Annotated in this window: 18 protein-coding genes; 8 read left to right on the top strand and 10 right to left on the bottom strand. The window is 45.0% G+C overall.

Annotation, left to right across the window (positions count from 1 at the left end; translation table 11 throughout):
• The first annotated feature begins 1 nt into the window (after position 1).
• Positions 2 to 493 carry a deoxycytidylate deaminase gene (locus tag HMPREF1222_RS00865; RefSeq protein ID WP_006188159.1) on the top strand — a complete coding sequence of 164 codons (492 nt, stop codon included), beginning with the start codon at positions 2 to 4 and terminating at the stop codon, positions 491 to 493.
• A 23-nt stretch (positions 494 to 516) separates the two neighbouring features.
• Here HMPREF1222_RS00865 and HMPREF1222_RS00860 read toward each other — a convergent pair whose 3' ends face one another.
• A complete protein-coding gene (locus HMPREF1222_RS00860) occupies positions 517 to 1038 on the bottom strand; it encodes a bacteriohemerythrin (protein WP_016517811.1) in 522 nt (173 codons plus the stop codon).
• A gap of 215 nt (positions 1039 to 1253) precedes the next feature.
• The gene (gene thrS / locus HMPREF1222_RS00855) at positions 1254 to 3014 is read right to left on the bottom strand and encodes a threonine--tRNA ligase (protein WP_006188161.1); all 1761 of its coding nucleotides are present in this window, start codon (positions 3012 to 3014) and stop codon (positions 1254 to 1256) included.
• A 152-nt stretch (positions 3015 to 3166) separates the two neighbouring features.
• Between thrS and HMPREF1222_RS00850 the strand changes: the two genes are divergently transcribed.
• Both HMPREF1222_RS00850 and HMPREF1222_RS00845 read left to right on the top strand, forming a co-directional pair.
• Complete coding sequence (locus tag HMPREF1222_RS00850) at positions 3167 to 4576, top strand: TP0584 family protein (protein ID WP_016517810.1); 1410 nt, start codon at positions 3167 to 3169, stop codon at positions 4574 to 4576.
• Positions 4569 to 6188: a peptide ABC transporter substrate-binding protein gene (locus HMPREF1222_RS00845; protein WP_016517809.1), complete on the top strand. Its 1620-nt coding sequence runs from the start codon at positions 4569 to 4571 to the stop codon at positions 6186 to 6188. The genes HMPREF1222_RS00850 and HMPREF1222_RS00845 overlap by 8 nt, the downstream gene beginning before the upstream one ends.
• A 2-nt stretch (positions 6189 to 6190) precedes the next feature.
• Here HMPREF1222_RS00845 and HMPREF1222_RS00840 read toward each other — a convergent pair whose 3' ends face one another.
• The 5 genes from HMPREF1222_RS00840 to HMPREF1222_RS00820 form a co-directional block, all read right to left on the bottom strand.
• The gene (locus HMPREF1222_RS00840) at positions 6191 to 7711 is read right to left on the bottom strand and encodes an L-lactate permease (protein ID WP_016517808.1); all 1521 of its coding nucleotides are present in this window, start codon (positions 7709 to 7711) and stop codon (positions 6191 to 6193) included.
• Between the two features lie 48 nt (positions 7712 to 7759).
• Positions 7760 to 8392 (bottom strand): TetR/AcrR family transcriptional regulator, encoded by a 633-nt coding sequence (locus tag HMPREF1222_RS00835; protein ID WP_038076382.1) that lies wholly within the window; start codon positions 8390 to 8392, stop codon positions 7760 to 7762.
• Between the two features lie 10 nt (positions 8393 to 8402).
• Positions 8403 to 8972 (bottom strand): HD domain-containing protein, encoded by a 570-nt coding sequence (locus HMPREF1222_RS00830; protein ID WP_006188167.1) that lies wholly within the window; start codon positions 8970 to 8972, stop codon positions 8403 to 8405.
• Between the two features lie 141 nt (positions 8973 to 9113).
• On the bottom strand, positions 9114 to 9728 hold the full coding sequence (locus HMPREF1222_RS00825; protein WP_006188168.1) for a class I SAM-dependent DNA methyltransferase: 615 nt from the start codon (positions 9726 to 9728) through the stop codon (positions 9114 to 9116).
• Between the two features lie 67 nt (positions 9729 to 9795).
• Entirely contained in the window at positions 9796 to 11049 is a 1254-nt protein-coding gene (locus tag HMPREF1222_RS00820) for a cation:proton antiporter (protein WP_016517805.1), read from the bottom strand.
• A 268-nt stretch (positions 11050 to 11317) separates the two neighbouring features.
• Between HMPREF1222_RS00820 and HMPREF1222_RS00815 the strand changes: the two genes are divergently transcribed.
• From HMPREF1222_RS00815 to HMPREF1222_RS00800, 5 genes are all read left to right on the top strand, one after another.
• On the top strand, positions 11318 to 12040 hold the full coding sequence (locus tag HMPREF1222_RS00815) for an N-acetylmannosamine-6-phosphate 2-epimerase (protein ID WP_016517804.1): 723 nt from the start codon (positions 11318 to 11320) through the stop codon (positions 12038 to 12040).
• A gap of 16 nt (positions 12041 to 12056) precedes the next feature.
• The gene (locus tag HMPREF1222_RS13235; protein WP_016517803.1) at positions 12057 to 12659 is read left to right on the top strand and encodes an extracellular solute-binding protein; all 603 of its coding nucleotides are present in this window, start codon (positions 12057 to 12059) and stop codon (positions 12657 to 12659) included.
• The gene (locus tag HMPREF1222_RS13230; protein WP_016517802.1) at positions 12640 to 13116 is read left to right on the top strand and encodes an extracellular solute-binding protein; all 477 of its coding nucleotides are present in this window, start codon (positions 12640 to 12642) and stop codon (positions 13114 to 13116) included. The genes HMPREF1222_RS13235 and HMPREF1222_RS13230 overlap by 20 nt, the downstream gene beginning before the upstream one ends.
• Before the next feature lie 179 nt (positions 13117 to 13295).
• The gene (locus tag HMPREF1222_RS00805) at positions 13296 to 14408 is read left to right on the top strand and encodes an ABC transporter ATP-binding protein (protein ID WP_016517801.1); all 1113 of its coding nucleotides are present in this window, start codon (positions 13296 to 13298) and stop codon (positions 14406 to 14408) included.
• A 2-nt stretch (positions 14409 to 14410) separates the two neighbouring features.
• Positions 14411 to 16081, top strand: coding sequence for an ABC transporter permease (locus tag HMPREF1222_RS00800; RefSeq protein WP_006188174.1), 1671 nt, complete (start codon positions 14411 to 14413; stop codon positions 16079 to 16081).
• 30 nt (positions 16082 to 16111) lie between these two features.
• Here the strand turns inward: HMPREF1222_RS00800 and HMPREF1222_RS00795 are convergent, their stop codons facing one another.
• The 3 genes from HMPREF1222_RS00795 to HMPREF1222_RS00785 are packed head-to-tail and all read right to left on the bottom strand — an operon-like array spanning position 16112 to position 21765.
• Positions 16112 to 17851, bottom strand: a complete 1740-nt coding sequence (locus tag HMPREF1222_RS00795; protein ID WP_016517800.1) for a TrkH family potassium uptake protein — start codon at positions 17849 to 17851, stop codon at positions 16112 to 16114.
• A 33-nt stretch (positions 17852 to 17884) separates the two neighbouring features.
• Positions 17885 to 19699 carry a S1C family serine protease gene (locus HMPREF1222_RS00790; protein ID WP_016517799.1) on the bottom strand — a complete coding sequence of 605 codons (1815 nt, stop codon included), beginning with the start codon at positions 19697 to 19699 and terminating at the stop codon, positions 17885 to 17887.
• Positions 19696 to 21765, bottom strand: coding sequence for a hypothetical protein (locus tag HMPREF1222_RS00785; RefSeq protein ID WP_016517798.1), 2070 nt, complete (start codon positions 21763 to 21765; stop codon positions 19696 to 19698). The genes HMPREF1222_RS00790 and HMPREF1222_RS00785 overlap by 4 nt, the downstream gene beginning before the upstream one ends.

Below are 21765 nucleotides of genomic sequence, written 5' to 3'. Positions count from 1 at the left end.
AATGACTGAAGAACCGTACGTCCGTCCTACATGGGATGAATATTTTATGGAAGTGTGCCGCGCAATCGCAAAGCGTGCAACATGCGACCGCGGCAGATCCGGATGCGTTATCGCACGGGATAATCAGCTCTTGGTTACCGGTTATGTCGGCGCACCGCGCGGATTACCCCACTGCGACGATGTCGGGCACCAGTTTAAAAAGGTGCAGCATGAAGACGGTTCCGTAAGCCAGCACTGCGTCCGTACCGTTCATGCGGAACAAAATGCTATTTGCCAAGCCGCAAAGCGTGGCATCAGCATCGATGGGGCTACGCTTTACTGCAAAATGACCCCCTGCCGCACCTGCGCAATGCTGATTATCAACTGCGGCATCAAACGGGTTATCGCCGAAAAACGATACCACGACAGCGCCGACTCAATTGCGATGTTTAAGCAGGCAGGCGTTATCCTTGAACACCTCAATGATACTGTAGAAGCATATCAAGACCAATAGTCCTTTTGAAATATACGGCACATCTACTGCGTCGGTTCCATTGCGGTATTTGAAGCTTCGTGCTGCCGCCGGCTATATTCTTGCAATGCATGATAAAAGGAGCGCATAACCGGACAGTACTGTTTATCCTCGTAGGCAATATGGGACAATATCCAATCCCGTAGATAATCGGCAAAATCAAAGCCGAGTGTTAAGGTCATTTCATCAAATCCGATCAATACCTGTGTAATTGTGTGTACAAATTCCTTATGCCGCTGCTTGTGCGCTTCATAGCCGGAAAATCCGCATGCCTTCATCAGCTTTTCTTCGTCGGCAAAATGTGTTTGGGTATAGTTCACAGCCTGCCGCAGTACATCGCCAACCGTTACCAGCCATTCGCCTTTGCTCCGTTTTTGGCGGTTAATCAGCGCTTCATGCAGCTCATTACACATAGCTACCAGTTTGCGGTGCTGGCTATCTATGCGGGGAATACCGAGTTCAAGCTTTTTATCCCAACATACCCAACCGGTATTTACTTCTCCCGTGTCTTTCGTTTCTTCTGCCATACTTTTTTCATCCTTCTGCTATTACTTGATTACTCCGTCATTGAATTACTTTTAGGAGTATCTATATTAGTAATCATTACTAGAATAAAACGATATAGTTAGAATGTCAAATACAAAGTGATTTTAAGCGGTGTTTTGAGATAAGTCTTTTCATCATTATGACTGATCTAAAAACACCGCAAAAAGAATCTAAGGGAGAATCTGTGAGCTTGAGTTTAAAATTCAGCGCTGACTGCAACGGTATCGGTCTTGAGTTTTAAAAAAGCTGCAAATTCATCGACGGACATTGTCTTTTGCTCGCCCTTTAAAAGCCGGACGGTAACGCTGTTGCTCTGCTTTTCTTTTTCGCCGACAACCAGCTGATAAGGAATTTTTTGTTCCTGATACTTCCTGATTTTGGCGTTCATGCGGTCGGTATCGATGTCGGCCTTTACACGGAATCCGGCTTTTGTAAGCACCGAGGCAATCTGTTCCGCGTATTCGTTGAACACCGGAGCAACGGGAATAACCATTGCCTGCACGGGAGAAAGCCATGGGGGTAAGGCGCCGCCGAACTGCTCAATCAAAATACCGATAAACCGCTCAAGTGAACCGAGCGCCGCGCGGTGCAGCATAACGGGTTGATGCTTCTGATTGTCTTCACCGATGTACTCGGCATTCAGCCTATCTTTAGAAGGCAGCTGATAATCCGCCTGTATGGTGCCGCACTGCCATTCGCGGCCGAGTGCATCGACAAGCGTAAACTCAAGTTTAGGCCCGTAAAAGGCGCCTTCTCCGGGAGCAATTTCGTATTCGAGGCCGGCTGCTTTACATGCTTCCGCAAGTGCATTCTCTGCCCTATCCCATGTTGCATCGTCGCCGACACGTTTTTCAGGCCGTGTAGAAAATTTAACGAGTATGGCCTTATCGTCAAAACCGAAATCCCGGTAAAGCGACTTGAGTAAATTACAGAACTTACACACTTCCGAGGAAATTTGCTCTTCCGTGCAGAAGATATGCGCATCATCCTGAACAAAGCCGCGAACCCGCATAATACCGTGCAGGGAGCCGGACGGTTCATTCCGAGTACAAGAACCGAACTCCGCAATACGCAGCGGAAGATCGCGGTAGCTTTTTATGCCTTGCTTAAAGATTTCGACATGTCCCGGACAGTTCATCGGTTTAAGTGCAAACATCCGTTTTTCACTTTCGGTGATAAACATGTTTTCCTTATATTTTTCCCAGTGTCCCGACCGCAACCAGAGGCTTTGCGGCATAACAAAGGGGGTATTTACCTCAACATAGCCGTCCTCTTTTATCTTTTGCCGTACATGCTGCTGCACGGTTAAGTAAAGCGTCCAGCCGTTCGGATGCCAAAATACTTCGCCGGGATTGTCTTCTTCAATATGGAAAAGGTCAAGTTCCCGCCCTATTTTGCGGTGATCGTGTTTTTCCGCTTCAGCCTGCATAGTCAAGTAAGTTTTCAGGTCATTCGGCGTTTCCCATGCGGTACCGTAGATACGGGTCAGCATCGGCCGTTTTTCATCACCGCGCCAATAAGCTCCGGCAATTTTTTCCAGTTTAAAGCTCTGTGCGTTAATTTCCTTTGAATTGGCAACATGAGGCCCCTTGCATAAATCGACAAAATTTCCCGAGCGGTAAATCGAGATTTCCGCATCCGGAGGTAAATCATTGATAAGCTCGCATTTAAACGGCTGATCTTTAAAAAGGTCTAACGCCTGCTGCCTCGTAACAACTTCTTTTACAAAGTTTTGCGGAGTGGATAAAAGGCGGCGCATCTCTTTTTCGATGCGTGCAAGGTCATTTTGTGTAATCGGCGTCGGAAGGTCAAAATCATAATAAAATCCGTGTTCAATGGCAGGCCCAATAGCCACCTTTGTTCCGGGAAATAAATTCATAACGGCTTCCGCCATTATATGTGCAATACTATGCCGTATTAACGGCAACTTTTCAGATTTCGGTAATGAATAGTTCATAAAGCCTCCCTTCCGTATTTTCGATTATATGGAATAAAACATACGCAAAAGCATACAGCCGAATTTTCAAGCTGTCAAGACTTAGTCAGGTTTTACCGTACTTATTCCATCAAGCGTATAAAATTTTTTTTAAAAGTGCCGATGATGATGGTATGGAATCTACGAAAAATTTTTCTGAAGAGTTAGCACACCACATAGCAGTACAGCGGGAGACGTTTAACAAACAATTACTTCCCCAGCTGCAGCAAAATTATGCAGCGCTCGGCAGCGTGGTAAAAATCCTCCGCAGTAACTTGCTGAAAAAAGGCTTGGTCTATGACGATCCGTACAAATACGACAGCCGTATGACGGAAATAAAAATTCCAAGCAATGAAGCTTTTGCGGATAGCGAACGGGCAGCAGTCGTAGGCTCACGATTAGCACAGTATCAGACGATGATCGATTTTTTAACTAACTCATATCAGTTTAACTGTTCATTCCTTACACCGCAGCGCATTGCTTCCATGCTCGCATTGAATAAAACTTTTCAGTGGTCGGCGCTTAACGAAAACTCAACGCTTGCCAATACGCGTGCAATAGCTGAAATTTGTAAATCGCTCCACTCAGTCTCCGATACGTTGACCGGCGGACTATTGCGGGATTCGCTCGGACACCTTTCAAAACTGGACACCGATATCAATAAGACACTCCGCCAACTTGCCCGTTTACACCGCGAAGAATATAAATTAACCGTCAGAAAAAATTTACCGCCCGATTTAACCGTTACGCAAGCGGATATAGCAAGTCCGATTAAGTTATTAAAAACTATCAAAAAAGCGCTCGCTGCAAACGACGAAAAACTTCCGTTTTATCATGAACTTGTAATGGAAGTTATTAAAGAAGATTACGGCCCCGATTCGGAACATCTCCAGCGGGAAGTACTGCGGCATCTAAATGTAACGCAAAAAGAAGATACAAAAACCAATAAGCAGGAAAATATGCGGCCGGTGCTCATAACAGGCTTACGCATTCTCGGCACCACCAGCAATCACTTTGAGACGTGCATCACAAAACTCATGGCTAATCAAGAAGTAGTATATAAATCGCGTATGACGATTTTTACAAAGCTTTTGGAAGCCCTAAGACGTGCTTTCAATATGGCAGAGAAGAAGCATGAACTTACCATATCGATTAAAGACCCTATCAGCAACATGCAAAAAAAAGAAATAATCGTACTGGAAGACTTTACGGATAATTTAGCAAAAACAATCCGCATTTTTAAAGTCCTTGCATCCGGTACCTCAGACCTGCAGCAGCGTTTAACCGGTATGAGTAATGGACAATTGCTTGAACTTTTAAACAAATATATCGTTATTTGTAACGGATATCTAAAAACGCTTGGGGGATTGGATGATTATTATAAATCCACCGACGTTATATTGCGCTCAAAGATGAAAGGAATAAAAATAGAATTGACAACAGTCAGAAATGCAGTTATAAAAGCAAATCAATGCAGGGCAGAATACAATGCAAGCGTTGAAGAATATTCAAATATGAAAGAACTTGGATTAATTCATGACTAAAAAAAACATATTACTGTTTCTGATCTTGTGCATACTTCCTTTCGCCGCGTGCGCGGAGAATGAACCGTATCCTCAAAACGAATTTGTTGTGTCGGTTACCACCGGTATTCCCAATTTACATCCCCATGCTGCCTATAATGCAAATGAAGCGCAGATTCTAACCGGCTTATATGAAGGACTGTGTATCTATGATCCCTATACATTACAGCCGGCAGCAGGTTTAGCAAAGGAGTGGAAAATCAGCGCAGACGGTTTAACATGGACGTTTACACTGCGGGATAATCTCACATTTGAAAACGGAGATCCTATTACCGCCCAAGTATTCTGCGATTCATTTATCAATTTGTTAAACCCTGCATTGGATTTACCGTATGCATCGCTATTAGATTGCGTGAAAGGGGCTAAGGAATATCGTACCGGAAAAACTGCGGACATATCGCATATCGGTTTGTATGCGGAATCCGATACTTCTTTAAAAATTTCACTCGTATATCCTGCCGAACAACTTGCCAATATCCTCTGCCATCATGCGTTTTCGGCAGTGCATCCCTCGCAGCTTAAAGCGGTAACGCAATATGCAGGTAAATCTTCATTTAGCAAACCTTCCGCAGCGTTTAAACCGATTGCAAGCGGCCCTTTTAAAATAGAAAGCTTTACCGCCGAAAAAATCCGACTGATAAAAAACACCGCTTATTGGGATACGGAAGCGGTACCGCTCCCTGCAATTAGCATCCTGTTGGACGAAGATGCCGATAAAATGACCGAAGCTTTTAATCAAGGAACCGTACATTGGCTCTGCGGCTCCGTCAATTTAAATAAAGTAGCGGCGGCCTATACCATTCACGTCACACCGATGTTTGCAACGGAATATTTTTATTTTAAAACAAATGCGGCGCCCTGTAATAATCAAACAATCAGGGAAGCATTAGTTGCCGCAATACCCTATACGGAGTTGCGTAAGGATTATTTAATTCCCGCTAAGACGCTTGTGTTTCCGTTAACGGGATATCCCGCCGTACCGGGTATTGATAAACAGGATACCGCAAAGGCGGAAAAACTTTTAAAAAAAATACCGCAAGATGAAGTCAAAAAACCGGTAAAAATTCTCTTACCGGAAACAGCGTTCTATACCGAACAGGCGGCCTTATTGAAAAACGCATGGGAAAAGATAGGAATTTCGACGGAAGTTACAACCGTGCCATTTGAAGAATACTATGACCGGTTAAAAATGGAGGACTACCATCTGGCCGTTATTTCGTGGATAGGAGATTTTGCGGATCCGCTCGCATTTCTGGAATTATTCCGCCCCGATTCAAGCCTAAATGATTCAGGTTGGCATAATGCAGAGTATGAAAATTTTATAAAGAAAGCGTCGGCAGAACAAAACCGCAAAACACGATTCGACTACCTTGCAAAAGCGGAGCAGGTGCTGCTGGATGCTTCGGTTCTTATTCCGCTTTCCCACATCCCGGCAATCAATGTCATCGATTTAAGCGACATCAAAGGCTGGTATGTCAATGCAGTTAATATCCATCCATTTAAATTTATCCGTTTTGCACAGCCTGCCCCGTTACCCGGCGTTGCCTTATCTAAAGGTATTCGCTCAAAATAGAATTAGCGGTTTTCTATCAGCAATCCTCCGGCAAAGCAAATCACTCCGGCAAGAAGCGCATAGAGAATAAAATATTTAAACACGGCTGCAAGAATTTTGCTGTCGGAACCGGTAACTCCGATAGCGCCTGCGCCGATTGCAATATTCTGCGGGCATATCATCTTACCGATTCCGGCTCCCAATACGTTAGCCGCGGTAATCCAATACGGATTCAGATTGAGCGACAGAGCGGTTTCCATCTGCAAATTCCCGAAGAGAACATTGGTGGAAGTACCCGACCCCGTTACAAATGCCCCTAATACGCCGATCAGCGGTGCAACAAAGGGATACACCGGCCCGGCTACGACAACAATAGAATGCGCAATATCGGAAATCATACCGCTGTATGTCATCACCTTAGCGGTTGCAATAACGGTACAAATTGTCAAAAAAGTTTTCCAATATTTTTTTACGGTGAATCCCAACGTATGTGCAATTTCGGGCAATGAAGCTTTTTGAATAAGCCCGCCGCAGATTGCCGCTATAAATATCATCACGCCCGGCGTATTTATCCAACTGAATGTCAACGGTTTTCCGTCGCCGCCGGTATATATCAAAAACGAATGCTTAATATCCTTAATTGCATTATGAATTGGCGGGCATACCTTTGACGTGATAATTAACAGTACGAAAATAAGCACAAAGGGCGCCCATGCCCGTGCGCCTTCCGCAAAATCGATTTTGAGCGGAGCTTTTCTGCCGGTCTTTTTGCCGAGTTTTACTGCAAGGATTATACAGAGCATCGAACAAATAGAGCCGACGATAGTGGGAAGTTCCGGCCCTAATAACTGCGCAAAAAGAAGGTAAGGCACAACAAACGACAGCGAAGCGATTAGTGTAATCACCCGCACTCCTTTTAAGCCTTGTATTCCGCCGCCGCAGACCATTATTGCAAGAAACGGCGAAATAAACGTATGCACAGCCTGTATGAGGGCGGCATCCGCTGCAAGAAGCCGTAAGTCCAATCCCGTAATCAAAGAAAGCGTTACCGTCGGAGTTCCTACCGAACCGAAAGCGGTCGGCGTCGTATTCATGATAAGGCAAGCCGTTACCGCATCGATGGGATTAACTCCTATTCCTGCAAGAATCGATGCGGGAATAGCGACCGCTGTGCCAAATCCTGCCATGCCTTCCATAAAATTACCGAACCCCCAGCCGATAATCAGCATCAATATTCTTGTGTCGTCGGAAATGCCGGTCAGCATTCCTTTGATAATCTCCATAGCGCCTGTTTTTACGGTTAAGTTATAGGTAAAAAGCGCCGCAGTAATAATCAAACATATCGGCCATAGCGCATTAGCGGTTCCTTCAAGTACGGCAGTCGATATGTGGATCGGATTTAAGTGCCAATACGATGCCGCCAAAACCGCCGTTATCAGCAATGCAATACCGCATGCCTTAAAGCCTTCCATCTTGAGCTTACTCAAAGAAATAATGAGCCAGAGAATAGGCAGCATCGCAAGAATAAAATCAATAAACACCATAACTCACTCCGTTGAAAAAACAGTAGGGGGATAAAAAAGAAGTATCGCTCATCGATTGAGCAAATTCGGATACCGGTCAAAAAAGTTCTGTATTGCGGTAAGAATCATCGCGCGGATTTTTTCTTTATTTTGATTAAACACATCCTTATCGCTGAATAATTCGTGCATCACCAGCATACCGTGAAAAATTTTAAACAGAAAATACTCTTTATTCCGGATGATATCCATAATTTCCCGCTCTTGTTGAGGAGGATAATGTAAGTTTTTTATAAAAAGCTCAAAGGCCTGCGTTTCCAATTGGAAATACAAAGCTTCATAGTCGCGGTCATAAGGGATTTCCGCTAAAAACATCAGATAGAGTTTTTTTTCGGGCAGTTCGTCAAAAAGTTTTGCCATACACGCTTGCGTTATAACTTCGGCAAGCGATTCGGTATTCTCCGATTCCTGTACGATTTTTTCCGTACGCTCATACCGGAAATAGTTTCCGTTTTGCATAATATCGAACAGGATGGCTTTTGTCGTTTTATAATATTGGTAGACACCGCCCTTGGAAAGCGTTGTGTTTTTTACCACATCCTCCATCGTCGTATAGCGGAAACCTTTCGTCAAAAATACTTTTTTTGCAGCTTCCTGTATCTCCGCCATACGCGAGGACTTTGACTGCCGTCTAAACTTAGCCATTCGGAAGGAGCTAGAGCCCGAGCTTATCGGCAATACCGCACATCGCAGTAAGCGATAATTCCGCAAATTCCGGAAACGGTATGCCGATATTTTCTATCGACATCATCGCTCCTCTATCTGCCCCTGCTGCAAATCCGGCTGCTTTCATTTTCTTGACGATGGATTTAACCTTAACGCTCGCAATCTTTTTATCGGGATACACAAGCGTAACAGCGGTGATAAATCCGGTAATTGGGTCGGCAGCAAAGAGTGCTTTTTCAAACAGCGTTTGCGGTACGACACCCGTATCGGGGTTATGAGCAATAATGGCGTTGTACATTTCCTCACAGCCGAAATTATGTTCTTTTAAAAGCTCAACGGTTACGGGGCCGTGCCGTTCGGGGTGCTCCTGCCAGTGGGAAACATCTATGTCCAAATCGTGAAGTAACCCCGTAATTCCCCACAATTCTTCCTCGGCAGGAGCAAGCCGCTTTGCAAGGGCTCGCATAACGGCTTCAACGGCGAACGAATGAGCCATGATATGCTCGGTTGTAACATACTGATTGAGCAATCCTACTGCGGTGTCTCTATTAATATCCATAGAGTTCTCCTTTGCTTATTCTGAGGGGCTACTAAAAAAACGGCCTGATGCGTTTGCCCGAATGCCCCATCATATTAGCAGCAAATACCGGTTCCCGCAAGCGTCGCATCATCCGTTGTTACATCATCCGCAACCGATCGTTTACCCTACCCTCTTCCCTATGATTAAAAAAATGGGATATGTTTTTACGGTACCGTCAATAATTTTTTCTTCAGTATACACGGTTTTATTGCATATAATATCCATACCGCCCTTACGGAGCGCATCCGTAATAACCGTGCGGTCTATTCCGTTATGGGGGGCTACTTCGGGATAATGAAAGCTGCCGTCTTCAAGATCGAGATCTGAAAAACAGATGTAGCCGTTTTCGCCGACATGGGAAGCTAAATTGTAAACCGTTCCCTCTACATCTTCGATATGATGCAGTGCCAGCAGCGAAACAATAATATTGTATGTTTCAGCAACATCATGTTTCGTTAAATCAAGGATTTTTACTTTACCGCCTTGCAGCGATGCCGCTTTTTTACGTACTTGCTCCAGCATACCGGAAGATGTGTCGGCAAAGGTTACGGTTCCGGCTGCATCGATAAACTGAAAACCGAGCAGCCCCGTTCCGCAGCCGAAATCAAGGACATGATCGCCGGGATTCATATACAACTCAGCGATGATGCCGTTGTATATTTTTTCCGCGCGCAATGCACGTGCACTACGCGCGTCCCATGTTTCCGCTTTTGAATCGAAATAAGCCGTATCCATAATCCCCATTCTAAAACTATTGGGCATCTCTACAAACTTAGTTAGATTTTTAAAGATGCCCTATCCGCTATGTACCCGATTCGGCGGACGGCAATTTCCTTTCCGCAAACGCTTTTCCAAGCAAAACAGGTACAATCATAGAAGAAACAATAATCAGCAAGATAACCGGCGCAAAATATTCCGCCTTAACCATACCGACGGCAAGTCCCTTTTGAGCAACAATGAGGGCTACTTCGCCGCGCACCATCATCCCCAGCCCTATCTGCAGCGCTTCCTTCTTTTTAAAGCCCATAAACAAGGATGAACCGCCGCAGCCGATTATCTTTGCCACACAGCCGATAATCACAAAAGCTATGGAAAACCATATCAAGTTCATATTCAACCCGCTTAAATCCGTTTTAAGCCCGATGCTGGTAAAAAAGATAGGGCTGAAAAACATATACGAATTGATGTCGATTTTTTGTTCCATATAGGAAGCATCATGCAGATTGCAAAACACAACGCCCGCAACATACGCGCCGGTAATATCGGCAATCCCGAAAAACCGCTCGGTACAATAGGCAAAAATCAAAGCAACTCCCAAGCCGTAAATCGGAATACGGTGAGAATGCGGGTGCCGCGCATCATACCATTTAAAAATACGGTAAATCAGATATCCCACAACCAACGAAGCGGCAAAGAAAGCCCCCGTTTTTATTATAAGCCCGAGGTAATCTCCTTTCCCTGAACTGGCGCCGAGCACAACCGTTAACGCAATAATGCCGAATACATCATCGATAATTGCAGCGCTGATAATCGTTTGCCCGACCTCGGAATTTATTTTTCCCAGTTCCTTCAATGCGACGACGGTAATACTGACGGAAGTAGCGGTTAAGATGGTTCCGATAAACAATGCCTGATAGAATACGGCCGTCCCGAAACCGTCGAATCCCCAAAAGCCCAACGCCATAATCGTGCCGAGAATCATCGGTACGATAACGCCGCATGCGGCAATTACGGTCGATTTTACACCGGATTTAACAAGCGATTTTAAATTGGTGCTCAACCCGGCGGAGAACATAATCAAAATAACCCCGATTTCGGACATATACTCAATAAACTGATTGGTTTCGCTATAGATAATATTTGTTTCAACTCCGCCGAAATTGCGGAAAAAAGGCAAGTATCGCAACAAAAGACCTGCGACAATCTCTCCCACAACCTGCGGAAAATTGATTTTTTTAGCACGAAGGCCGAGATACTTTGCGACAATAACGATAATTCCAACGGAAAGGACAATTTGCAGCGAGATTTCGCCAATCGGTATTTCCTTAGCAGCCATAAACAACTCCCTTGTACCCTTTTAAGACGGATACATTAAGGACGCGTTGATTAATTCGATCCGGATTAACCGGCGTTTCCCTAATTTTTGAAAGCTAATTATAGTAAAAAAAAAGGGGAACCGCAATATTTACGGAAAATTTCTTTTTTCTCCATCATCGTTTCGGCAATTTTTTTCTTTACAATTCATAAGAAGGGATGATATACTTTTTAAATACTGCACACTGCCGGTATGTCCTTATTATTACATTGGAGTTACATAAAACAATATGACAAAAGAAGAATTCATCTCTTGCGTAAAGGGCGGTCTTATCGTGTCTTGTCAGGCACTGCCGGGAGAACCGCTCTATAGACCGGAAGGCGGCATTATGCCCCTTATGGCAAAGGCTGCGGAAGAAGCAGGCGCCAAGGGTATCCGGTGCAATGGAGTAAAAGATGTTACCGGCATAAAAAAAACGGTTAAACTTCCCGTCATCGGAATAATCAAAAAGAACTATGACGGATTTGAGGCGTACATCACTCCGTCTATGGACGAAGTTGATCAACTCGTAGCGGTCGGCTGTGAAGTAATTGCTATCGACTGTACCTCGTTATCACGGCCGGGGAACTTAACCGCTTCCGAATACATACGTGCAATAAAGAAAAAATATCCCCATCAGCTCTTGATGGCCGACTGCGCTTCTTTTGAGGATGCATACAATGCAGCCGCCGCCGGAGTAGATTTTGTGGGTACTACTATGAACGGGTATGTAGGCGGCAACACCGCATCCGTCCTTGACGGGCCGAATTACCGGCTTGCGGAAAAAATTGCTTCCTCCATTTCCGTTCCGCTTATCGCAGAGGGCCGCATTCACAGGCCGGAAGATGCAGCTGAAATGCTGAAGCTCGGCGCATTGGCGGTTGTCGTCGGCGGAGCAATAACACGTCCTAAAGAAATAGCCGAAAGATTTGTTCATGCAATAAACGATTCGGCAGAAAAAAACTATCAATAAGTAGGAGGATGATAGTATGAAAAAAAGCTTTTTATTATTGGTTACGGTTGTGCTGTTTTCTTTTGCCTCTTGTGCAAAGAAAGACGCCGATCAGACAGCCGTAAAAGACACCGGCACGCAGATGAGTAAAGAAGTTGTTATTTACTCTCCCAATTCGGATTCCGAAATAGCCGCAGTTGTTCCCGCTTTTGAAAAAGCAACGGGCATCAAGGTTATTCTCCAGTCAATGGGTACAGGGGACGTTCTTGCCAGACTTGAGGCGGAAAAAGCAAATCCTCAAGCCGACATCAATTGGGGCGCAGTAAACCTTGCTTTCTGGAAAGACCATCCCGATCTTTACGAGCAATATGTTTCGCCGAATGATAAAAATTTGCCGGAAGCATATCAAAGCTATAACGGATATTTCACCTATACAAAGCTGTCGGGAAGCGCAGCGCTCCTTGTTAATAAGGATGTGTTTAAGGAAATCGGTTTGAACCCCGAAGAATTTAAAGGATATAAAGATCTTTTACGGCCTGAGCTAAAGGGAAAAATTGCAATGGGAGACCCTGCCGCTTCTTCAAGCGCTTGGGCGGAATTGACCAATATGCTCCTTAGTTATGGGCGACAAACCCTATGACGATAAAGCGTGGGAATTTGTTGCGCAGTTTGTTAAACAGCTTAACGGGTCGATTATCTCATCATCAAGTCAGATTTACAAGGCTACGGCGGACGGTGAGTATGCAGTCGGCGTATCTTATGAAGATCCCTGTATCAGCCTGCTTGAAGACGGAGCAACGAATCTGATGGTTGTCTATCCCGAAGAGGGGGCTGTTTGGCTTCCGGCCGGAGCGGCGATCGTCAAAAATTGCAAGAATATGGACAACGCAAAAGCTTTTATCGACTTCATCATTTCAGAAGAAGGTCAAAAAGGCTATGCACCGACGACAATCAGACCGGTAATGACTTCCGTCGAGAATACAAGTAAAAATATGCCTGCGTTTTCTACTATCAATGTTGCATACGAAGATATCAATTATTGTGCAGAACACAAAAAAGAATGGCAGGAAAAGTGGATTGATTTAATTACAAAATAAAGAATACAAAATTACTGCCGTGTAGGTATTCTGCATACGGATACAACGCTCCTTGTGCAGGAACCGGCACGGCTAAAAACTTTTTCGGAAATTAATGGAGACGGAGCAGTCCAAAAACTTCGGTTTTTAGAGCTTCCCACTAGATGTAATTTGCGCAAAAGTTTTTATAGGAGAACAAAATGAGCGTAAACATCTCTATAAAAAATGCTGTAAAAAAGTACGGAGAAAACATTGTCATAGAAGATCTTTCTCTGAATATCAAAGAGGGCGAATTCTTTACGCTCCTCGGCCCTTCCGGATGCGGTAAAACAACGCTTCTAAGGATGATTGCCGGATTCAATTCCATCGAAGGCGGGGATTTCTACTTCGGTGAAGACAGAATAAATGCTAAAGACCCTGCAAAAAGAAATATCGGAATGGTTTTCCAAAACTACGCCATCTTTCCCAACATGACGGTAAAAGCCAATGTAGCCTTCGGTCTAAAAAACAGAAAACTTCCAAAAGACGAAATAGAAAAAGAAGTCGACAAGTTTTTAAAACTTATGCAGATTGATGAATACAAAGACAGAATGCCTGAAAATCTTTCCGGCGGGCAGCAGCAGCGTGTCGCATTGGCCCGTGCCCTTGTAATTAAACCGAGTGTTCTGCTGATGGATGAACCGCTTTCAAACCTCGACGCAAAGCTCCGCGTGGAGATGCGCACCACAATAAAAGAGCTCCAGAATAAAATAGGCATTACAACCGTTTATGTTACGCATGATCAAGAAGAAGCAATGGCTGTTTCCGATCGGATTGCAGTTATGAATAAGGGATGCATTCAGCATATCGGAAGACCGAAAGATCTGTACCAACGTCCGGCTAACCTTTTTGTTGCAACCTTTATCGGGCATACCAATGTCCTTGACGGTATTATGGAGATGCAAGACGGCAAAGTTTACCTTGCTCTGCCTACCGGAGACAAAATAACAGTTGACAACATACAAGATAATTTTAAATATGAAAAAAATGTAAAAATTTCCATACGGCCCGAAGAGTTCATTATTGAAAAAGAAAACAGTGACGGTATTTCTGCCGTGGTCGATGACTGTATCTTCCTTGGACTTAACACGCATTATTTTGTACATTTACAAGACGGGACAAAGCTGAATATTGTAACGGAATCCGAAATTGACAGTACCATACCGAAAGGTGCTTCGATAACGCTCGGAGTAAAAAAAGAAAAAATAAATATATTCACCGGCGACGGTAAGAAAAATATCGTTCTGGGCGTACAGAACGATCTGGAGGTGTGAGTATGAAAACCGTCATCAGCACCGGAAGAACAAAACCGAAAAAGGATGTTTGGACTATTATCTCTTTAAGCATCCTGCTCTTATTTGCTCTTTTTATGATTTATCCGCTGTTTATGCTGCTGCGTAATTCGGCAGTGGATACCAGCGGAAAACTCACGTTCGGTTATTTTGAAAGATTTCTATCCCGTCCGTATTATGCGGGAACCATTGCCAATTCCTTTAAAGTCAGTATTTCCGCAGCCTTGTTGGCGCTAGTTATCGGCGTCCCTATCGCCTACTTTATGAATATGTATAAAATTAAAGGCGCTAAAATGCTGCAGATTGTTATCATTATGAGCAGTATGTCCGCACCGTTTATCGGGGCGTATTCATGGATTTTGTTGCTGGGCAGAAACGGTCTTATATCGAACCTGATAAGAAATCTGACCGGCATTAAAGTACCGAGCATATACGGGTTTAAGGGCATAATGCTTGTACTCTGCCTGCAGCTTTTTCCCCTTGTGTTTCTCTACGTTTCGGGGGCACTGAGGAATATCGATAATTCGCTTTTGGAAGCAAGCGAAAACATGGGCTGTTCCGGTGCTAAAAGATTTTTTACGTTAATAATCCCGTTATGTATGCCAACCATTATTGCCGCCGCACTGATGGTATTTATGCGCGCATTTGCCGATTTCGGAACACCGCTTTTTATCGGAGAAGGATACAGAACATTTCCCGTTGAAATATACAATTCATTTATGAGCGAAACCGGCGGCGATACGCACTTTGCCTGCGCTGTGGCCGTTATCGGTATTCTCATTACTACGCTGATATTTCTTATTCAACGGTACTTTAACAATAAATTCAGATTCACGATGAACGCACTCCATCCGATTCAAATGAAAGAAGTGCACGGAATAAAAAGCTTTTTGATTCACGCATTTTGTTATATCGTTGTATTTACGGCGTATGCCCCGCAGCTCTATGTTATCTATACGTCATTTAGGAAAGCGTCGGGAAAGCTGTTTGTCAGCGGATATTCTCTGCAAAGTTATCGGGATGCTTTCTCCAAGCTGCAGAATGCCATTCCAAATACCTTTTTAATCGGAGGAACAGCCATTGTGCTGATTATTCTCTTTTCGGTTTTAATCGCCTATTTGGTCATTAGACGGGACAATATCGTTAACAGGACAATAGATACATTATCGATGATTCCGTATGTTATTCCCGGTGCTGTTGTCGGTATATCGCTCGTCATTGCATTTAACCGGAAGCCGATAGTATTGGTGGGAACTGCCGCTATAATGATTATCGCTTTGGTAATACGGCGATGCTCGTACACCATACGCTCTTCCGTTGCGACATTGCAGCAAATTCCGATGTCGATTGAAGAAGCGGCATTATCGCTCGGATGCAGTAAAATGAAAGCATTCTTTAAGGTAACGATGCCGATGATGTCTAACGGTATTATTTCAGGTGCGCTTCTGAGTTGGATTGCCATCATTACGGAACTTTCCTCCGGTGTTATTTTGTACAACTATCGCACAACAACACTCACAATTCAGATTTATACGTACGTATCACGGGGAAATTACGGAATTGCCGCTGCAATGTCCGCTATTCTTACATTGATGACCGTATTAACGCTGATTATCTTTATGCGCGTATCAAAAGACAAAAAGATTGCGTTCTGATACTTTACCTTGATGAAGCCGGCAATCTTTTTAACCGATCGAAATAGCGCCGTAAGGATAGTCAACCGTATCGCTGTGTTCCTTTTTTCCGGCAGCAGTGAGGATGGTAAGCGGGCCAACCCTGCCGATAAACATTAAAAAGATCAGGATCAATTTACCGGCAACGCTGAACTGAGAGGTTATGCCGGTAGAAAGCCCGACCGTAGCAAAGGCGGAAACCGTTTCAAAAACCATCGGTAAAAAAGGCAGCGTTTCCGTGATGGTCAACACAAACACGGCTGCGCAGACAATCGAAAGTCCAAAGCCGAAAATTAAAAATGCCTTTTTTACCTGCTCGTCGGGGATCGACATTTTTTTAATCACAACCGTCCGGTCATTTTTAAGAAACGACCGGAAAAAGGCAAACACTACCGCAACGGTGTTAAGCTTTATACCGCCTGCGGTGCTGCCGGAAGCTCCGCCTGCAAACATGACAAAAACCATCATCAGCAGCGTTGCATTGGTCAGCGATGCAAAGGACACCGTCGAAAAGCCCGCCGTCCGCAATGTTACCGCTTGGAAAAAAGCGCCGAGGTATTGTTCACGCAGCGAAAAATCTTTCATGGTATGAGTATGCTCTAATAGATAAAATGCTGCAAAAGCGATAAACAGCGCACCGGCAGTCATGGCAAGCACAATTTGCGTATTAAGCGGAAGCAGGAATACCGTTTTTTTATTTTTTGCAAAAAGGTTTTTCAGTTCAACCGTCAATTTATGCACTACATCGTACATAACGGCAAAACCGATACCGCCGAGGATAATAGTAAAACTCACGGTCAAACTAACGATAGGATCTCCGGTAAAGGATTCAAGATTATTTGAAAAGAGCGCAAAACCTGCATTACAAAATGCGGAAACGGCATGGAACGCCGCAAACTGCAGTGTCTTTACCGACATTCCCATCGTACGCGAAAAACCGATAAATAAAAAAACCGCGCTGACCGCTTCGACTAAAAATGTAGAAAAAATAATTACCCGCAGCGCTTTAAACAGTCCGGACATATCATCTTCGCTCACCATATAGGAAACAGTCAATTTCTCCGCGATGGAGAGTTTTCGTCTGAATGCCAGCATCCCGAAAAACGAAAACACCATGATGCCCAGTCCGCCGATTTGGACAAGCAAAATCAAAATCACCTTGCCGACTGCCGTAAGTTCGGTTGCAACATCGATGACGCTCAACCCCGTTACACACACCGCAGAGGTGGCGGTAAAAAGCGCCGATAAAAAATCGAGATGGCTGGTTCCGGGTGTGGCCGCCGGCAGCATCAGCAAAAACGCCCCCGTGATAATCACCATGAAGAATGAAATAAGCAAGGTTCCTGCCGGGTTCAGCATAATCCGCTCCGTGCCCCCCGCCGTGTCCGCCGTATTTTTGATAATTTTCCCGAACAGGAAAATATTCTTTATAAGTGCGAACATAAGAATAAGTTCGGGGGATGAAGGAATAAAGCCGATTTTTATTTTAAAAAAGACAAATACCGCACAAAAAAGGAACGTGCTCAAGCAGAGCATGGCGTGTTTTTGAAAATACTGCTGAATGTATTTTTCCTGCCGCATCGGTAAAAAAGTTCCGGCAACGATCAGCGCAAGAATAATGCCATCCATTAGATGGATAACAATACTGACGGCAAATGACGCATAGAACTGCTGCAAAAACAGCACCGCTAAACTCAGTATAAAGGCAACACCGGACAGATTTGCACGGAGTTTTATTCCAATCATATTCATTGTCAACACGATCCTTTTGGTTTATTCCATCTTCTAAAAGTATGACGGATTATCTAAGTATGTCCAAATATCTATAAACGTATCGAGGTAGGCGGACTTCCGGCGTTTCGTATAGATTTGAGTGTAAACCGCTTCCATATCTTTTTGTACTTCCATCGTACGGATTTCGAGGTAGTCGCCTGCAGAAAAACCGGTCTCATCGGCATAACTGCCGGGAATAACATCCGTTATCCGGAAGGATTTTTTTCCGCCGGCGCTTTCGAGATAGATACCGTACAGCGGCAGCATAGCCCTTGCACGGCTGTCCTTGCGGTACACCAACTCGGCAGGCTGCTTCGGACGGGCTTCAAGCTGCACGTACCAATCCTGCCGCGTTTTCTCCCAGCTATGCCCCAGCCGTTCTGCGCCGCCGGTACTGCCGGTTGCATCACTGACAGTATCCGCACTGCTGTTTGCATCGGCGCCGGTACTGCTGCCGGTAACAGTATCCGAATTTGAAGGCGCTGCTTCGGTTTTGGAAGGCGCATACCCTGAAAGCTTAACAATGGTACCGGTGCTGAACCGCATCAGCTCCGCCTGCAGCGCTTCCAAACTAGGGACAGCCTGTCCGTTCAGATGGGTAATAACGGCGCCTGCCGGAATCACAGAGGCGGATGATCCCGTCACCGTATATGCGAGTTCCGTTCCCCCTTCCTGCTGCGGTGATTCCCTTACGGAAAAGCCGTAACAGGCCATCCATGCATGGATTGTTTCGCCACCTGCATAGAGCCGAGGGAGAATGAGCCGCAGCAATTCAACCGGTATCGCAAAATTTAAACCCTCGTTGCGCTCAAGCCCTGCAAACACAATAGCCTGCACCCTCCCTGCTTCATCGATAATCGGCCCGCCTGAATTACCGTGGTTAATAGGGGCATCAATCTGCAATACACTGCCCAAGGATAAAAGACGCCGGTTTTGTGCCGAAACAATACCGGAGGTAAGCGTTTGTTCCAAGCCGGCGGGAGAGCCGATCGCATAGATTCTGCTTCCGATATTTAAATCCTCTGAAGAACCGAGCTGAAAATAAACCGCGGGGGTAATTTCCGTTTTAAGAAGTGCAAGGTCAAAAACCGAATCCCAGCCGATAACCTTTGCCGGTATCCGTGCCGTAGGATTATTCGGCAGCTTAATGTATACGCGGGAATATCCTTCGTATTCGGGGTCAACCTCGCTTTGAATAACATGATAGTTTGTAACTAAATAACCGTTAGCGTCGATAAAAAAACCCGAACCGATCATACGGTCTGCTCTGCCCAAGCCTTTTTCAATTGTCATACCGCGGTCAACCCAAACCGTTACAACACCCTGCATCATCTTTCTAACCGTTTCCAAAGAGGGGGCATCATTTGCTCCACCGGATAATCGGGCACTATCTTGAATCAACGCATCAAACTTTTTTTCTTTCCATTCATTTTGTTGTGCCGATATCAGTTTTTGTTCAGTCCACTGCGCAGGAGTATGCCCCAGCGCAGCGAGCGAGCGGAATATTTTGAGAGCTTCTTCCCATCTCCCGTTTTCTACGGCATCGGCAAACAGCTTTTCAACGGCACTTTCGGTCTCTTGATAGAGTGAATTGATTTCGCCGGCGGTGGTTTCGCTATACAGCGTTAACCGTTTAGCCCGCAGCAATGCTTCAAGCGGTTTTTCTGCAATAAGGCTGCGGACAGCTTCAATCTCCCGTATGACGCTGCGCCCATCCGTGTAATCGATGGCGGGAGAAAAAGACGGGGCAACCGTTGTGCAAGAGTAAAAACATAAAGATACAATCAGCAGTGCGCATATTTTATACAAAGATCGGCTCAATCTCACCTTCTCTCCTCTGCCGTAACGGGGATAGTAAACAGCTGTACAAATATATTACCTCCGGAACGGACGGCATACAATTCATAATTTCCGATCAGCACCGTTTGCGCCTCCACATCGGAAGCATCGTCGGCAAACACTTCCGTCAATTTTTCGGCTACCTTATCGGAAAAAGAGGGGCGCCGTTCAAGCCAATAAACATTGTACGAAGGATCCTTTATCAACGGAACATTCGTTCTGCCGATGGTTAGCCGTTCAGGTGCACCGTCTTTATAGTATACCGATACCGGTAAACCCGAATACCGATGCTTCCACACCGTTTGAGCGTTGCCCGACGGAAATTGCGTATATTGAATTTCCGGCGTTCCGTCTTCATTTTCATCCCAATTTTTTATCACGGTACCGTCCGTCTTATAAACCTCATAATATTCAAAGAGTTTATTCTTATCGACATCAACCGAAATTTTTTCAAGGTTTCCTTGTTTGTCATACTGCTCCAGCACTTCAAAAAAACCGTCGCCGTCATAATCATATTCTTTTTGTACGAGCACACCGTTCCGGTAACGAGTATGCGCCAGCGTCTGTGTTCCTTTTTTTATTTCAGCCGAAACGATTAGTCCGTCTTCAAAATGAATCCTCAGCACTGTATGCTCATCCTGCGGAGCCGGTTCTTCACTGTATAAAACCGAAAATATAAAATCGTGTTCCTGTAGAAGACGGGCGTTATCGCGTAAGCGCAATGTAAAAAATGCGGGAGCCTCCGCATCGGTATCGCGCAGTCTTAAATCAAGTTCTGTCTGAGTAACAGGTTCCCACCGAAGCGAAAGCGGGCGCATAATATATTCACGTTTGTCCGCCCTTTGTATAACCGCATGTATTGCAGGATAGCTGTCGTATTGAACAGCATAACCGTTTTTCGGTGTAAAGATAAGACTGGGCGCACCTAAATTGCACTGTACTTGATATTCATATTCTTCATCCTGATTGAGATCAAAATAGGCTGATACGGGACGCCCCTGTTCAAAGAAAACGGCTGCATTGGAAATTCCGTCATAGTTATCATCCTCTAAAAGGACGCCGCTAAAAGCGGTAAGACGGGTACCGATTTCTTTTCTCATACCGCTTGTACCGGTAAGCCGGCACAACTCAATCAGCTGATCGGAATATACGGCGGATACGGGAGTCTTACCATTTTCCTCTTGCGGCAGATGGCTCGCAGTTGTTACCGCAAAAAATTCTTCGACAGCGGTTTTTTCATCGATAACACCGTACCGCAGCTCGGCTAACACTGCGGCAAGCTGAGTTCGTGCATCAAGGTTTTGATTGTCTGCTGCGTGCATATTGCGGTACACTTTTAAACGGCGGTTATTTTCCTGCGGATTAGGATCAAACGGAGCCGCATACACTGCGAGAGAAGGAGCTTGCTCGATCCAAACATAGAGTTGCTGCAAAAGGGTGTCGGCAAGTTTTTTCCCCGCACGGGTCATCGGCTTATCCCGTTCCTGTAGAAAGAACAGACGTGGAAATCGAGAGTCAAAACTCCAACGGGTCAGCGCCGTTTCGATGACATCCCGAGCTTGTTCATCGCGCCCCAAACCGTATAGGGCGGAAGCCCGGTAAAAATCGCTGTCGGCGGAAGGAAAAGCAAGCGTTTGCCCCAGCTGCAGCGCTTCGTTATAACGTTCGGTTTCGATATACAAACGGGTCAGCAGTAAAATCAGACTATCCCTACTGTAAATACGCAGCTTTAAACCGGATGCAAGGGATGTCTCCGCTGCATCAAGACATTGGGCGCGCGTGCCATCCAAATGAGTCAGGCATTGAGCCTTTAAATAAAAAAAGTCTGCAAAGGAATCGTCAAAGGTTATACCTTTTTCGGCATACTCAAGAGCTGCTGCATAGTTTGAATCGGCATAGAGCCCGGCAGCTCTTTGCAAATATTGCAACGCATACGACGTATTGATTTGCTGCAGTTCACGGCCGATCGTTTGCGAATACGCTGCCGTAACAGGTAATAAAAATACAAGCAGCGCCTCTATTAACGGGAGATTCCGTTTTATATTCTTGAGCAT

It is taken from the genome of Treponema vincentii F0403 (assembly GCF_000412995.1).
GTDB lineage: Bacteria > Spirochaetota > Spirochaetia > Treponematales > Treponemataceae > Treponema > Treponema vincentii.
The sequence above is the reverse complement of the archived record's forward strand: the minus strand, read 5'-3'. Positions and strand labels throughout refer to the sequence as shown.